The organism is Luteolibacter sp. Y139 (genome assembly GCF_038066715.1).
In the GTDB taxonomy this organism is placed as follows: Bacteria; Verrucomicrobiota; Verrucomicrobiia; order Verrucomicrobiales; family Akkermansiaceae; genus Haloferula; species Haloferula soli.
In genome coordinates, this window is sequence record NZ_JBBUKT010000011.1 from 1 (window position 1) to 15,596 (window position 15,596).

Genomic DNA, 15,596 nt, shown 5'->3' on the forward strand with positions numbered 1-15,596 from the left:
GTCGGAAGCGAACGGCGCGCGCGGCGGGTGCGTCAGGCGGCCGTTACACGGTGGCAGGAGACTCCAGCACAAGCTTCGACTTCAGCGGCACGGCATTGGCCACGTTGAAGTAGTTCGGCGAGGTCGCCATCACAGTGCGATGGATGCGCTCGAATTGTTCAGGGGTGCCGTCACCCTTCAGGTGCACGGTGTAGCGCAAGTGGTCGTAGCCCGGCTTCACCGAGGGATCGAGGCCGAGGAAGCCCTGGATATCGATCTCGCCTTCGGTCTCGATGCGCAGCTCTTCCAGCTCGATGCCTTCCAGTGCGGTGAGCGCCGTGTAGCCGACGATCATGCAGGCATTGAGCGCGGCCATCAGGTATTCCTGCGGGTTGGCGAACTGGTTGGTACCGCAGAGCTCAAGCGGCTCATCGATGCCGATGGTGAAGTCCTTGGCGATGGTCTGGTTGCCGAGCTGGCTGGACTTCACCTTCGTTTCCGAGCGGGTGCCGCCCTTCCAATGCGAGGTGACATGCCACTTGCTCTGGGCCTCGGCGGGATTATTGCGGATGGCTTCGATCGCGCCGAGCAGGGCTTGGGTGTCGATGCCGTTCACAGTGGTGGTGTTGGTCTTCATGGATTCCTTGGTTTGGTTCGGTTGGCGTGCCGGAATGAGTCGGCACGGTTGCGGGAATCCATTTGCGTGAGACGTGCCAAGGCCGTGTCATGCGCAGAAGGCATTGATGGAGAACGGTAAGCGATTTTCGGGGAATCGCGGGGCCGCTCACGAATTTCCGTGAGTCGCGAGATTTCGCGAGGGCGGATCGCGGGATCTCGTTTGCGACGGGCTATCGCTCAATCCCCAGCGCCTTCATCCGTGACGAGAAGGTCGATGGCGGGATGCCGACCAAGGTGGCCGCGCCGTCTTTGCCGGCGATCTTTCCCTTCGCCGCTTCGAGAGCGCGCTTGAGATTGGCTCGTTCCACTTCAGCCAGCTCGGTGGCGGTGAGCACGCGGGTCGCATCGTTCTCGTTTGCCGCGGGAATCTCGACCGCTGTCACCGGCATGGCGTGACGCAGGTCGATCCGGCTGCACGGGCTGAGGATCAGGGCGCGCTCGATGACATTCTGCAGCTCGCGGATGTTCCCGGGCCACTCATGGGCCGTGAGACGGCGGACGTCTTCCGGATGCAGCGGGTCGACACGCCGTCCCATGCGCTTGGCGAAACGTTCCTGATAAGAGGAAGCGAGCAGTGCGATGTCCTGGCCACGCTCGCGCAGTGGCGGGACGACCAGCGGGAAGACATTCAGGCGATAGTAGAGGTCCTCGCGGAAGGTTCCTTCGGCGACCATTTTTGATAGGTCGCGATTGGTGGCGGCGACGACTCGCACATCGACCTTTTGGGTCTTCGCACTGCCGAGCGGCTCGAACTCTCCTTCCTGTAGCACGCGCAGGAGCTTCGCTTGCAAGTCGAGGGGCAGCTCGCCGACTTCATCGAGGAAGAGCGTGCCGCCATCGGCCAGCGCGAAGCGGCCCTCGCGCTTCGCCACGGCACCGGTGAAGGCTCCTTTCTCGTGGCCGAAGAATTCGCTCTCGATGAGCGTGCCGGGAATGGCCGCACAGTTGACGCGAATCAGCGGCTTGTGCTTGCGCGGGCTGGAGACGTGCACAGCGCGGGCGACGAGTTCCTTGCCGGTGCCGGTTTCGCCATTGACCAGAACCGTGGCATCGGTGGCGGCGACTTGCTGGATCGCGGCCTTCAATTCGAGCATCCCGCGGCTCTTTCCCAATAGCTCGCCGGTGCCGGATTCCTCGGCGAGCGCATCGCGCAGATACTCGGCCTCCGAGGAAAGCCGGGCGATCTGTTGCTCGGCTTCGAGGCGTTCATCGATATTGCGCAGGATGAGCGTGAAGAAACGGTCGCCACGGCGTTCGAAGCACGAGAGCGTGACCTCGGCCGGGAAGCGGCTGCGGTCGGCGCGCAGCACGGTGAGCTGGGAGGGAATCCAGCGCTGCTGACCGGCGGCAAGATCGCGGGTGAAGCCATCCAGCATCCGGGCGCAGTCACCGGCGAGGAACCACTTGGCCTCCTGGCCGATGAGGTCTTTCGCTTCATAGGCGAAAAGTCTCTCGGCAGCCGGATTCGCGCGGACGATCTTCAGCTCGCTATCGAGCATGACGATGCCGTCCATCGCGCTCTCTAACAAAGCGGACACCTGTTCTTCGCGAGCCCGGAGAAGCTGCTCGGTTTGCAGGCGGCGGCATTCGGCGGCGGCGCGGGCGGCGAAGATCTCGAACAGGGAAACCAGCCGCGGATCGTGCGGCAACGGCTTGGTATCCATCACGGCGAGGTGGCCCATGATCTCGCCCGCGGCATCGAACAGCGGGACACCGAGGTAGCTGACCGCGTTCAGTGTCTTGAGATCGGGATCGTCCGGGTAGAGGTCGACGATGCGGTCGGGATAGTGAACGAGCTTCCTTTCCACCAGCACCGCCTCGCACGGGGTATCGGGAATGGGGTGCTCGAAGTGGTCGAGGAAAGCACCATGCAGCCAGAAGGCGTGGGCTCGCAGGCGATTGGTCTCGGGTAAATATTCCGTCACCCAGGCGCCAGCGGTGCCCATGACCTCGGCGAGATTCTTCACCAGCGCGCGGAAGAACTCCGAGCCGGTCTCCGCGACGGTGCCCTCGATCACGAGCCGGAGCGCGCGGGTATCGTCGGTGGCCATGGCGGGGGAGGTCATTGGCGGGAGGGTGAACGAGGGACGGCGGAGGATCAATCCGGCAGTGGGACACGCCGGTGCCCGTCGAACGGGGTTGAAAGTGGCCCGGAAATGGTGCGGTATCCGGTTGAATGCGTCGCACACTGATCCTCCTCGCAGCCCTCGTGGTGCCGGTTTCCGCCGAGCCGCAGACCGGAATGGCCAATGGCAACCCCGTGAAAGAAGCGGCTGGCAAGATGACCGTGCCGCCGGGTTTTGGCGTGGACCTCATCGCCGGTGAGCCGGACGTGGTGCAGCCGATCGCGATGTGCATCGATGTCCGGGGGCGGCTGTGGGTGGCGGAGGGGCTGACGTATCCGACGCGGGCGAAGGACGGTGAGGGGAAGGATCGCATCGTCATATTCGAGGACGCGGATGCGAATGGCACCTTCGAGACGCGCAAGGTTTTCGCGGACGGGCTGAACCTAGTCAGCGGGATTGAGACGGGCTTCGGCGGGGTGTTCGTGGGCGCGGCGCCAAACCTGATGTTCCTGGCTGATGCGAATGGCGACGACCGCGCCGACGGGGAACCGCAGATTTTGTTAGATGGCTTTGGCTACCAGGACACCCACGAGACGCTGAACTCCTTCATCTGGGGACCGGATGGCTGGCTCTATGGCTGCCATGGCGTCTTCACTCGTTCCAATGTTGGCAAGCTGGGCACGCCGGATGACCAGCGGGTGCCGATCAATGCGGGCATCTGGCGCTATCATCCCACCACTCAGAAGTTCGAGGTCTTCGCCTGGGGCACTTCGAATCCATGGGGGCTCGATTTCAACGACTGGGGTGAGGCCTTTTGCGAGGCCTGCGTGATCCCGCACCTGTGGCACATCATTCCCGGTGGCTACTACCAGCGGCAGGCGGGCTCGCATTTCAATCCCTTCATCTACGAGCCGCTCGAAACGATCGCCGATCACCATCACTGGGTCGGCGACATCAAGGATCATGCGCACTGGGGCAAGGAGACGCCGGTCTCGAAGGAAGTGGCGGATGCCGGTGGCGGGCATGCACACAGCGGCTTCGCGATTTGTCTGAGCGAGGAGTTCCCGAAGGAGATGCGCGGCAGTGCGCTGTTCTTCAACATCCACGGCCACCGCATGAACAATGATGTGCTGGAGCGGAATGGCTCGGGTTGGACCGGCAAGCACTCGGCCGACGTGATGCTGACGAATGACCAGTGGTTCCTCGGCGTGGCGATCGAGCCGGGGCCGGATGGCGCTCTGTATTTCACCGATTGGCACGATGAGACGAGCTGCCATCGCACCGATCCGCTGCGCTGGGACCGGACCAATGGCCGCGTCTATCGCCTGCGCCACGGCGACGTGAAGCCGTGGCAGGGGAACATGGCGAAGCTTTCCGATGTGGACCTCGTGAAGCTCCAGGTGGAGCACAATGAATGGGAGCTCCGCACCGCGCGCCGCGTGCTACAGGAGCGGGTCGCGAAGGGTGGTGCCGTGGATCCGGAGGCGCGCGAGTTCCTGGTGCAGACGGTGCGCACTCATCCCGATGCGACCCGCAGGCTGCGGGCGCTGTGGTGCCTGTCGACGTGTGGATTGCTAGACCGGAGCACGTTGCCGCTGGATGATGCGGACGAGAATGTCCGTGCGTGGGCGGTGCGCCTGGCGGCGCAGTCGGAGATGAGCGTGGAGCGCAGCCACTGGCTGAAGCTCGCGTCGAAAGAGGATTCGCCGGTGGTGCTGCTTTCGCTCTGCTCGGCGCTGCCGAAATTGCCGCGCGAGCTTTCGATGGATCTCGCCCGGTGGATCGCTCCGAAGATGACAAAGGCGGATCCGAATCTCACGCGCATGTTCTGGTTCGGCTTCGAGAGCCAGGTGCCGCGGGATGAATCGCGTGCGATGGCGATTGCGCTGAGCTGCCCGGATGAGCGCTTGGTGAAATGGACGGCGCGACGGTTGGAAACTCCGAATGCCCTCGTGGACACGCTTTCGATGGCCGGGAAAAAGACGGGCCTTCTGCTGGATGCCTTGACCGGCCGATTGGATGAAAAGCCGGAGGAGCGGTTGTCGGCACCGCAGTTGGAGCTGATCTCGAATCTGCCCGGTGATGCTGCGGTGAAGGCCAAGGTTTCCGCGCTCACCGAGCGCAGCGGCGGCCAGCAGGCGATCGGCCGCCTGTGGAAGAAGGTGGAGGATCGCAAGGCCAAGGCGGCGGACCGGTTGGATTCGCTGCGCTTGCTGGCGACGTTCCTCGAAAAGAAGGATGAAGACCGCCTCGCGGGCTTGCTGGACGATCCCTTGCTGCGGCTTCCCGCGATTACGGCGGTGCCTGCGCTGCTGGATCAAGAAGCGGCGAATGACCGTGTGGCAGGCTTCACCACCGAGGAGAAGATGGCCGTTTCCCGGATCGCCGCGCGTGAGGGCAAGGGCGCGCGGCTGCTGGAGTGGCTCGCGGCGATGAAGCTGAAGCAACAAGATGTCCCTGCGGATGCCGTGGCGCGGTTGCGCGAGGTGAAGGATGCCGCGTTGAAGGAGGAAGTCGTCCAGCGCTGGGGCGCGCCCACGGCGGATGCCAGCGCGCGTCGTGCCTTAATCGAGACGTGGCAGGGCAAGCTGACTCCGGAGGTGCTTGCAAAAGCGGAGCCCGCGAAGGGCCGCGCGATCTTCGACCGCACCTGTGCCGCCTGCCACAAGCTCTTCGGCGAAGGCGGGGCGATCGGGCCCGAGCTCACCGGTGGCCAACGCGGTGAGGTCAGGCATTGGCTGGACAACGTCCTCGATCCGAACGGTCTGATTGGCCAGGGCTACGAGCTCCATCGCATCGAGAAGAACGATGGCACTTCGATCACCGGCATGCTCGCCGCGGAGAACGATGACGAGCTGATCCTGCGCATGGTCGGCGTCGAAACGCGGGTGCCGAAGAAGGACGTGAAGAGCAATACCGCCCTCGGCAATTCGATGATGCCGGAGGGTCTACTCACCGGGCTCTCGGACGACGACGTGCGGGATCTGATCGGCTACCTGATGTCGCCTGCCCAAGTGAAGAAGGAATGACTCCCGCTCGGATGGCGATGCTGTTGGCGCTGCTGCTCTCTGAAGCACAGGGCGGGCAGACCGTCATTTCGATCCGTGGTGAAGATTTCCTGATCAATGGCAAACCGACGTTGGAAGGCAGGACTTGGCGCGGCCATGAGGTGGAAGGTCTGCTTCCGAACTCGCGGATGGTGCAGGGGATCTTCGACGACCTGAACCCGGAAACGGCAAAACGCTGGGCCTCCGCCGACACTGGCAAGTGGGACGCGGAACGCAATACGAGGGAGTTTGTGGCGGCCATGAAGGACTGGCGGGATCACGGTCTGCTGGCGTTCACGCTCAATCTTCAAGGTGGGTCCCCGATGGGCTATTCCAAGGACCAGCCGTGGAACAACTCGGCCTTCGATGAGAGGGGTGATCTGCGCGAAGCCTACGTTGCACGGCTCAAGACCATTCTGGACGAAGCCGACCGGCTCGGCATGGCGGTCATCCTCGGCTACTTCTATTTCGGTCAGGACGAGCGGCTGAAAGACGAGGCTGCGGTCATCCACGCGACTGATGCGACGACGGATTGGATCATAAAGCAGGGCTACCGCCACGTGCTGGTAGAGATCAACAACGAGTGCGACGTCCGCTACGATCATGCGATCCTGAAGCCGGAACGCGTGCACGAGTTGATCGATCGCGTGAAGCGTCGTTCAGCCGATGCCGGAGTGCCGCTGCTGACCAGCACCTCGTATGGAGGCGGACACCTGCCCGGGCCGGAGGTGATGAAGGCGGCGGATTTCCTGCTGCTTCACGGCAATGGCGTGAAAGAGCCGGAAGCGATCCGGTCGATGGTCGAGCGAACGCGCGAGGTGAAGGGCTATCACGGCCAGCCGATTGTTTTCAACGAAGACGATCACTTTGATTTCGGCCGACCGGAGAACCACTTCACCGCCGCGACCGCCGCCGGCGCGTCGTGGGGCTATTTCGACTTCCGCATGAAGGACGAGGGCTTCGCAGAAGGTTACCAGAGCGTGCCGGTGGATTGGTCGATCAGCAGCGAGCGGAAAAGGGGCTTCTTCCGGCTGGTTGCGGAAATGAGCGGGAAGTAGGCGATTGCTCCCCGCATGAATCCGATTCGTGCATGTTGCGGCACGAATCCTCAAAGAATCATCGTTTAAAAGTGCCTGAGAGCCGGCGGTGGGCGGCTGCCTGCTGACCTTTCGGTCATGAGCACAAAGGTCGCCCCTGCGAAACGAACCACGGTTGCCAGCCGTCGGCACTACCACCGCCCGACGCCCCAGAAGCAGGATTCGTGGGAGAGTTGGGTGGGTGACCGCCGGTCTCGTTATGGCCGGTGGGAATGGTACTTCGCGCTCGTGATCGTGGCTACCGTCGCGGGGCTGATCGTGTGGAGGGTCGTCTGATCAGATCTTCCGCAGCACGCCCGTCGAGTCGCCGAAGCGCTTTTCCTTCACGCCCATCTCTTCCAGCATGCGCAGGTAGAGGTTCGCCATCGGTACGTTTTCGCCGAGGTCGACGTGGCGGCCGGGCTTGAAGGCGCCGCCCGCATTGCCGGCGATCACGATGGGCAGGTCGTCATGATTGTGACGGTCGCCGTCGGAGATGCAGCCGCCGTAGACGATCATGGAGTTGTGGAGGAGGCTCTTGCCGTCCACGTCCTCGGTCTTCTTCATCTTGTCGAGGAAGTAGGCGAGCTGGTCCATGTAGAAGCGGTCGATCTTGGCGATCTTCTCGGTGTTCTCCTTCTTGCCCTGGTGGTGGGAGATATTGTGGTGGCCGTCATTGACGCCGATCTCCCCGAAGCTGCGGTTGCTGCCGTCATGCGCCATCAGGAAGGTGGAGATGCGGGTGGAGTCGGTTTTGAAGGCGAGCACCATCATGTCGAACATCATCCGCAGGTGATCCTCGTAGGAGTTCGGCTCGCTCTTCGGGGCGGCCTGGCCGGGGTCGGGCGGCAGGCCCATGGCCTCGGTCTTCTCGATCTGCTTCTCGATCTCGCGGACGCCGGTGAGGTATTCGTCCAGCTTGTGCTGGTCGGTGCGGCCGAGCCGACGGTGGAGCGCCTGGGCGTCGTGCTGGATGAAATCGAGCATCGATTTCTTGGTGGCGTAGCGGCGGCCGAGGCTGTCGGCGCGCTCCTTCGCATCACCGGCGCCGAAGAGCCGCTCGAAGACCGCACGCGGGCTCGATTCCGGGGTCATCGGCTGGTTGTTCGAGCGCCAGGAGAGGTTGAATTGATAGGCGCAGGAGTAGCCGGAGTCGCAGGAGCCGGACTTGCGCACGCCGTCGGCGGAAAGCTCCAGCGAGGGCAGGCGGGTCTGGCTGCCGATGGCATTGGCGGCGACCTGGTCGATGGAGATGCCGAGATTGATGTCGGAGCCGGCGGTCTTGCGAGCCTGGCAACTGGTCAGGAAGGTGGCGACGCCGCGGGCGTGGTCGCCGGGGCCATCGCCATTCGCGCGGGCGAACTGTTGCTCGAAGCCGGTGAAGATCTGGAAGTCCTCCCGCAGGGCCTCCATGGACTTGAAGGTCGCGCCCATCTTGTAGCCGGCGGTGGTGCCATTCGGCCGCCAGTAGTCCAGGTTCACCCCATTCGGGATGTAGAGGAAGGCGGTGCGCAGGGGCGCGCCGCTGGCGGTGGTGGCCAGTCCGTGGACCGCCGTCTCGGCAGCCATCAGCGGGCGGAAGATATCGAGGGCAGGCAAGCCGACAGCGGCTCCGAGGCCGCGGAGGAAACCGCGGCGGCTACCAGTCAGTCCGGGATACGTGCTCATGATTTCGAGGGAACGGGTGTCAGGGGGACTATTTGATACAGGGCTAAAGTGTGGCGCTTGTCACGATCACTCGTCGCCGCGGCGTTTCTGGAAGGGGGCGCTTTCGACGATACCGTAGACGAGCTCGCGGAGCTTGCCGTTGTTCTTTTCGAGGCGCTCGACGAGCTGGTCGACGGTCGGGGCGTCGTAGTACTCGACGCCGCGGCCGATGGCGTAGGTGAGAAGTTTCTCGGAAAGGCAGCGGTAGAAGTCTCCCTTGCGCTTGGTGGCGAGCACGTCCTTCAGCTCGCCGACGTTCGAGAACTTCTCGCCGGTGAGAAGCACGCCGCCGGCATCGATCTTCTTGCCGTGGTCGTCGGGGCGGAATTGGCCGAGGGCGTTGAAGTTTTCCAGGCCGAGGCCGATCGGGTCCATGCGGGCGTGGCAGCCGCGGCAATCCGGCTTGCTGCGGTGGATTTCCATCATCTCCCGCATCGTCGGATTCTTGCCGGCGGCGGTCGATGCGCTCTCCAGTTTCGGCACGTCGGGCGGGGGTGGTGGAGACGGGGTGCCGAGGATGTTATCCAGCACGAAGAGGCCGCGCTTCACCGGCGAGGTGCGGGTGGGATTCGAGGTGACCATCAGCACGCTGCCTTGGGTCAGCAGGCCTCCGCGCTCCGGGTGCTCGGTGAGATCGACGGGTTGGAAGTCTTCTCCCTCGACGCCCTTGATTCCGTAGAAGCCCGCCAGCCGTTCATTGAGGAAGGAGTAGCGCGCGGAGATCAATTCCTCCGCGGGTCGATCTTTCCGCAGGACGAAGTCGAAGAGCATCTTCGTCTCGGTCTGCATGTCGGAGCGCAGCCGCACATCGAAGGCGCGGGCGGCGTCGCGATTGCTGCCGAGACCAAGGATGTCCTTCGCGCTGATCGGCACGTTCTCGACGTCGCGCGCCTGGAGCCACTGGCCGATGAAGTTTTCGGTGAGCCGCTCCGATCGCGGATCGAGCAGCATGCGGTCGATCTGCGCGTGGAGGTTCGCCCGCAGCTTGGTATTGAAGGCGAGGCTCAGCAGCTCGTCATCCGGCACCGAGCCCCAAAGGAAGAACGACAGACGTGCGGCGATGGAGTATTCATCGAGCGGCACGATCTTGGCCGGGTTGTTCGGCTCCGGCTGGATCTCCACTCGGAACAGGAAGCGCGGCGAGGCGAGGCAGGTCGCGATGGCTTGCTTGATGCCGTCCTCGAATTCCTTTCCCGGCTGGCGGTCCACTTCGTTCACGATGTCGACCAACCGGTCGATCGTGGAGTCATCGAGCGGCTTGCGGAAGGCGCGGCTGACGAAGCTGCGCATGATCTTGCGGGCGTACTTCGCGCGGGCGGTGGGCTCAGTGGGTGCCGGGCCGTCGACGAAGATCATGCGATAGCCCTTCGCATACTCGCGTTTGTCGCCACCCAGCGGGCCTTGGACGATCACGCGTTGAAGGGTGAAGAAGAGTTCCTCTTCCCCCGCAGCGGGAGGGCGCCCGGGAGTCAGGCTGATTTCGAAAGTCTGCTTGCCCTTCTTCAAGGGAGCCTTGCCGGTGAGGTCGATCACGCGGCGCTGGTCCCAGCCGAGCGAGACATCGCCGACCTTCGAGCCGCCGGCTTTCACGACCATGTTCGCCTCGTGCACGGTGGCCTCGGTCGCGCCCTTGATGGCGTACTCGACCTTGATCTGGTAGTCGCCGTCGTAGGGGATGTCCTGATCGACGGTCACCGTTTCCTTCTTCGCGAAGGGCAGCCAACGGCCGGTGGTCTTGGCGTCGAAGGGCACCTTGAAGGCCTTGCCGTCGATATCGATCCGCGGGACCTGCGCCGCAGCGCCCTGGGGCAAGGCGAGCGCCACCACTTCATCCGCGGCGGCGATGTATTTCTCCATCAGTAGCGGCGAGATCGAGAGCACGTCGCCGATGTTGTCGAAGCCGTAGCCGCTGTCGTCGGGTGGGAAGACGTCCTTGGTGTCGTATTCCACGCCGAGCAAATCAAAGACCGCGTTCTGATACTCGGTGCGATTCAAACGGCGGATCGTCACGCGACCCGGATCGGGATTCTCAAGGTCGAGCTTGAAGACGTTTTTCTCGATCCACTCCTGCAGCTTGCGCTTCTCCGCCGGCTTGAACTGGTCCTTGTCGGACGGCGGCATGATCTGGCTGCGGACATTCCGCCAGACGGGCAGCCAGTGCTTGCGATCGCTCAGGTGGGCCGTGAGGTCCTTGTAGTCGTCCATCGAGAACTTGCCCTTGGCCGTGCCATCGCCGTGGCAGGAAAAGCAGTAGTCCTCTAACAGCGGCTGGATCTCCTTCTTGTAACTGTCCTCCGGCTCCGCAGCCATGACGGCGGCGGGAAGGAGCAGGGAGGTAAGGATGGCTCTGGCAAGCATGCGGTGGCTCACGGAGCTGGCTTCGTCGCGGCAGGGGTGTCGGGGTAGCCTTTCCACAGCCACTCGAGGGCGCCGGGAAGGGTCTGGCGGGTCACCTTGCCGTCGGTATGGCCGGCGTTCTTGGCGAATACGTATTGGTAGGCGTAATCCTTCTTCTTCAATTCGGCGGCCATCCGCTGGTTCGCCATCACCCAGTTGTGCAGTGAAGCCTCGTCGCGGTCGTGACCGTTGTCATTCTCGCTGACCTCCAGCCAGATGCGCAGCGGCTTCGGCTTCGAGTGGGGGATCAGGTTCTCGTGATACTCCCAGGCACCGTGCGGAGTGCGACGGTTTTCCGGCGACTGCTGGTTCACGTAGGTGCCGGAGTAAGTCAGCACGCGGTGATAGAGATCCGGGCGGAACCACGCCATGGTGAACGCCGCCGCGCCGCCGGAACTGCCGCCCATGGTGGCGCGCGCCTCGGGGTCTTTGGTCAGCTTCACGTCCGCTTCCTTTTCGACCCTGGGCAGCACTTCCTTCTCCACGAAGTCGGCATAGACGTCATCGACCGTGTCGTATTCTAGGCCGCGCTGGCTGCCCTGCGCATCGCCGCCGCCGGAGTCGATGAGGATCGCGACCATCGCGGGCACGCGCTTCTCGTTGATGAGATTGTCGAGCGCCGGCGGGATCTGGCCGACGTACCAGCCGCCGTCCTGGGCGATGAGGAACGGAGCCGGCTTCTTCTTGTCGAGCTGTTCGGGGACGTACACCACGACCTTCCGCTCGTAGGGCACCTTGCCCTTCTGGCCCTTGGCGATGCCCTTGTAGATCTTGCTGTCCTCCGACTTCATCGTGAAGCGGACGAGCTTTCCCTTCGGCACGCCGTCCTTCGCCTTCATTTCCGGCGCGTCGGTGTAATCCGGGCCGATGGTGAGGTCTTCTGCCCGGGCGAGGGTGGTGGCCAGACAGGCGGCGGCGAGGAAAGCCGGGATGGGTCTCATGGTCCCGACATGTCAGACAACTTGGTTTGGTCGGTCAAACCTTGTTGCCGTCAACGTGGAGCCGGTCAGTCGATTTTGTAAATCGGCAGTTCCGCGCCCTCCACCTTTTCAAACAGCTGCGCGACCGGCTCATGATCCGAACCGCGGAGCAGGGCGAGGCAGTAGGCTTCCGTGGCGAAGTCACTGAGGATCTGTCGGAGAATGGCCATGGCCGGCTCGCCCTTGAGCCCGCGGATGTCCAGCGCGAGGAAGAAACTCCGCCACGCGGGGAAGTGCTTCATTTCCTTGGTGACCAGCCATGCGCCCTTGACCTGGGGGTGACGCCGGATGGCGGCGAGCAGGGATTCTCGTTCCGACGGCGTGAGTTGGACCGGCAGGAAATGGTCGCGGAGGGTCGGGGTGTTCCGCTCCTCCATCGCGAACTTCATCTTGGCGTCATGCCCCTCGGCGCGGCGTCGCAGCGCCGCGATTTCGCCGGGCCGGCCGGTGCGGCCGTAAAGGCCGGCGATCGCACCCAAGGCATCGATGGTCATGTCCGGTTTCTCGGCAGCCTTTTCCAAATACGGGATGCCGCGGTCATCGTCTTCCTCCGCGAGATAGCGACCGCGGTAGTAGTTGGCGATGTGGTGATCGGGGTGTTCCATCAGGAATGCGATCAGGTCGGGCTGGATCGACTCCAGTCCATGGAGACGGGTGCGCAGCACGAGCCGTTGCCATGCGGCGTCCTCGCGTGCCGGGTCGATTGCTTCGAGCTCCTTTTTCAGTTCCTGCTTCTCGCGGTGCAATTCTTGCCAGCGTGACGATGCGCCATTGCTCCACATCTGGCTGAAGTGATCGCGGGCGTTTTTGGAAACCGCGATGTCCAGCCATTCATCGGATGCACGTTTCTCCGGAAGCGGCGGCAGGTTCTCCGGGTTGCAGGTCACGCCCAGCGCGTTCAGCCGGTCAGTCAGGCCGGGATGCGTGTCGGTCGTGTCCGTTTCCATGGCGAGCGCACCGGCCAGCCAGCGGGTCGCCAGGCCACGATCGGGTTCGGTGCCGAGGAAGGCCTGCATGCGGTGGAAGACATCCTGCGGCGGCGCCGCGAGGTTGCTCGTTTCGCGGCCGACATTGTCCCAGAAATGGTGGCTCAGGCGACGGGACTCGATGGACAGCCTCTGCAAGCCGCGGGCCGAGGCTTGCGGCGAGGTGACCTTCGCCGCGAAGGCATCGGCCTGATACTCTTGGCTGCGCGAGAGCACGAAGGCGCTGGCATTGAAGCGAGGCCAGAACCAATCCACGAATGACATCATCGGCCCCGGTGCGCCGTTTTCCGCCAGCGAATTCATCACGCGCATCCACGATGACCTCAGCCGGTAGATCCAGCTCCCGAGCCGGCCATCCTGATTCGAAAGGTGGGCAAACTCGTGGGCGACCACCGCCTTGAACTCATCCGGCGACATCGCATCCATCAGCGGTAGGCCGAGCAGGAGATAGGTTTTGTACCAGCCGAAGATGCCGAGCCGCGGGGTCTGCACCACGGCGGCGTTCAGGTCATCGGTCAGCAGGACCTTTTGGAAATTCACCCCGCCAGCCTGGCGGGAGATTTCGTCGATCATCGCGAACAGCTTCGGTGAATCCTTGCGCGTGACGGGCAGGCCTTCCGGCGCACTGAGGCGGACCCACACGCCCTTGAGCACGGCCAGGGTGACGAGACCCGCCGGCACGCCGACGATGAGGCCGATCTTGATGGTCGCGAAGCTTGGATGGAAAATAATCAGCCCGATCATCGCCGCGCAGATGGCTCCGCTCAAAAGCAGCGCGAGCCCGAGGCCCGCATAGCCGAGCATCGCGTAAAAGGCAGCCCGGCGAACGAGGGCTCCATGGCGATTGCGGTATTTCGTCTCCAGTTCGGAGACCATTTGATCGAACCTCTCTTGAGTCATGGAATTGCAGCGAAATGATACGAAGATGAGTGATCGTGGCCAGCTGGAAAACGCCGCTCGCTGCTTCCTCCTTGAGTCCGGGACTCCCCGGTCATTCACTGACGATCACCGCCATGGCCACCGTGAATGAGATCCTCGATGAGCTGCGCGAGATGGGCAGCGAAAGCATCAAGCGCATGATGATGAAGAATCATGGCGTGAAGGAGCCCTACTTCGGCGTGAGGATCGGCGACATGCAGAAGATCCGGAAGCGGATCAAGCAGGACCACGAGCTCGCCCTCGCGCTCTACGCCACCGGCAACTACGACGCGATGTACTTGGCGGGCTACCTTACCGACGATGCACGGATGACCAAGGCCGACCTGCAACGCTGGGCCGACGCGGCTTATGGCGCGGGCTTGCCGGGAACCACCATCCCGTGGGTGGCATCAAGCAGTCCACATGGCCATGCGATGGCACTGAAGTGGATCGATTCAAAGAAGCCGAACGTGGCGGTTGCCGGTTGGTCCACGCTTTCCTGCCTCGTCGCATTGAAAGACGATGCCGAACTCGATCTAATGGAACTCACGTCCTTGATCGAACGCGTGAAGCAATCGATCCCCGCGGCACCGGATGCCGTGAAGTATGCGATGAACGGCTTTCTGATTTCCGTCGGCTCTTCTGTGAAAGCACTCACGAACCTCGCCATTCAAACCGGCGAAGAGATCGGTCACGTGGAAGCGGATCTGGGAAACAACAGTTGCGAGTTCTTCCACGCTCCCGATTATATCCGTAAGGTGCAGGCGCGAGGAACGATCGGGAAGAAACGGAAGACGATGAGATGCTGATGATTGCGAGCGTGTCGTTCTTTGGCGTCCTTTGGGTTCTCCTCTTCGTGGCTGTCGCGCTTGGGAATTTTATCTACGACACCTTGCGAGGAGAGAAGTTGCTCGGCGAATGGGCTACCAAGGAAGGCTGCGAGATCATCGAAAGCCAGCGTTCCTTCTTCGACAAGGGGCCATTCATGTCCATCTCGCGGGCAGTGGTCTATCGCGTCAAGGTCAGCAGTCCTGACGGGAAAATCCGCAGCGGATGGGTACGCTGCGGCGGATGGTTCTTCGGAACGAGTTCCGATGATACCGCGGTGATCTGGGACTGAACTGAGCTGCGGCTCGTTTGGGTTTTCGCCCCCGTGCCTTCCATCATTCGGAAGGCACGGGGGCGACAGCCGGCGAGCAGCTCAGATCCGCAGTGACCACATGGCCTCGGTCTCGCGGTCGCGCCATTCGGGGCGGCGTGAGATCGGATCCTGCAGGGTGCGGATGGCCTTGCGGCCCGCAGTGAACAGGAAGTTATCGCTGGCAATTTCCACGACTTCCAAGCCCATGTAATAGGTCTGGTGGAGCGTGGTCACGGACTCGGTGCCGAAGGCTTCGGCCAAGTGTTCGCGAAGCAGCGATGCTTCCTTCTTGCCGACGAAGAGGAAGGCCGGCGTCTCGCCGAACCTGCACTTCGATCGGATCAATTCGGAGACGGCCTTGGCATCCCAAGTGTCTCGCATGTGCAACTCCGGCTTCAGCGTCGTGCTGTCGGGAATCGGTGTTTCGTGTCGTGTGTTCATGGGTGGTGTTGGGAAGGTGAACCCCTGTTGGGCGTCGCATGTTACGCGCCAACGACCCGATTTTATCATAAAACCCCCGATGAACATGAATCCCGATCTTTCAACGAAATCGTAAAAAACATTCACGATTCCGGATATCAACAGCGTTTGTTATGGATGTCAGACAGCATGAGACACACT

At 62.8% G+C, this 15,596-nt stretch carries 12 protein-coding genes; 5 read left to right on the forward strand and 7 right to left on the reverse strand.

Annotated features, from left to right (window positions below; genetic code table 11):
• Nucleotides 1–43: 43 nt before the first annotated feature.
• On the reverse strand, nt 44–616 hold the full coding sequence (locus WKV53_RS22540) for an OsmC family protein (RefSeq protein ID WP_341407076.1): 573 nt from the start codon (nt 614–616) through the stop codon (nt 44–46).
• Between the two features lie 211 nt (nt 617–827).
• Nucleotides 828–2,723 carry a sigma-54-dependent Fis family transcriptional regulator gene (locus tag WKV53_RS22545; RefSeq protein WP_341407077.1) on the reverse strand — a complete coding sequence of 632 codons (1,896 nt, stop codon included), beginning with the start codon at nt 2,721–2,723 and terminating at the stop codon, nt 828–830.
• A gap of 110 nt (nt 2,724–2,833) precedes the next feature.
• Between WKV53_RS22545 and WKV53_RS22550 the strand changes: the two genes are divergently transcribed.
• From WKV53_RS22550 to WKV53_RS22560, 3 genes are all read left to right on the forward strand, one after another.
• The gene (locus WKV53_RS22550; protein ID WP_341407078.1) at nt 2,834–5,752 is read left to right on the forward strand and encodes a PVC-type heme-binding CxxCH protein; all 2,919 of its coding nucleotides are present in this window, start codon (nt 2,834–2,836) and stop codon (nt 5,750–5,752) included.
• Nucleotides 5,749–6,828 carry a hypothetical protein gene (locus WKV53_RS22555; protein WP_341407079.1) on the forward strand — a complete coding sequence of 360 codons (1,080 nt, stop codon included), beginning with the start codon at nt 5,749–5,751 and terminating at the stop codon, nt 6,826–6,828. The genes WKV53_RS22550 and WKV53_RS22555 overlap by 4 nt, the downstream gene beginning before the upstream one ends.
• A 117-nt stretch (nt 6,829–6,945) precedes the next feature.
• Nucleotides 6,946–7,143 (forward strand): hypothetical protein, encoded by a 198-nt coding sequence (locus tag WKV53_RS22560; RefSeq protein WP_341407080.1) that lies wholly within the window; start codon nt 6,946–6,948, stop codon nt 7,141–7,143.
• Here the strand turns inward: WKV53_RS22560 and WKV53_RS22565 are convergent, their stop codons facing one another.
• From WKV53_RS22565 to WKV53_RS22580, 4 genes are all read right to left on the reverse strand, one after another.
• A complete protein-coding gene (locus WKV53_RS22565) occupies nt 7,144–8,514 on the reverse strand; it encodes a DUF1552 domain-containing protein (RefSeq protein ID WP_341407081.1) in 1,371 nt (456 codons plus the stop codon).
• A 66-nt stretch (nt 8,515–8,580) separates the two neighbouring features.
• Nucleotides 8,581–10,911, reverse strand: coding sequence for a DUF1592 domain-containing protein (locus WKV53_RS22570; RefSeq protein WP_341407082.1), 2,331 nt, complete (start codon nt 10,909–10,911; stop codon nt 8,581–8,583).
• Nucleotides 10,912–10,919: 8 nt separating this feature from the next.
• A complete protein-coding gene (locus WKV53_RS22575; protein ID WP_341407083.1) occupies nt 10,920–11,891 on the reverse strand; it encodes an alpha/beta hydrolase in 972 nt (323 codons plus the stop codon).
• 65 nt (nt 11,892–11,956) lie between these two features.
• Nucleotides 11,957–13,816 (reverse strand): M48 family metallopeptidase, encoded by a 1,860-nt coding sequence (locus WKV53_RS22580; protein ID WP_341407084.1) that lies wholly within the window; start codon nt 13,814–13,816, stop codon nt 11,957–11,959.
• 35 nt (nt 13,817–13,851) lie between these two features.
• Here WKV53_RS22580 and WKV53_RS22585 point away from each other — a divergent pair, with 35 nt between their 5' ends.
• Together WKV53_RS22585 and WKV53_RS22590 are read left to right on the forward strand one after the other, a co-directional pair.
• Entirely contained in the window at nt 13,852–14,643 is a 792-nt protein-coding gene (locus WKV53_RS22585; RefSeq protein WP_341407085.1) for a DNA alkylation repair protein, read from the forward strand.
• The gene (locus WKV53_RS22590; RefSeq protein ID WP_341407086.1) at nt 14,643–14,954 is read left to right on the forward strand and encodes a hypothetical protein; all 312 of its coding nucleotides are present in this window, start codon (nt 14,643–14,645) and stop codon (nt 14,952–14,954) included. Before WKV53_RS22585 ends, WKV53_RS22590 begins: the two co-directional genes overlap by 1 nt.
• Before the next feature lie 81 nt (nt 14,955–15,035).
• Here WKV53_RS22590 and WKV53_RS22595 read toward each other — a convergent pair whose 3' ends face one another.
• Nucleotides 15,036–15,416 (reverse strand): hypothetical protein, encoded by a 381-nt coding sequence (locus WKV53_RS22595; protein WP_341407087.1) that lies wholly within the window; start codon nt 15,414–15,416, stop codon nt 15,036–15,038.
• Nucleotides 15,417–15,596: the final 180 nt, after the last annotated feature.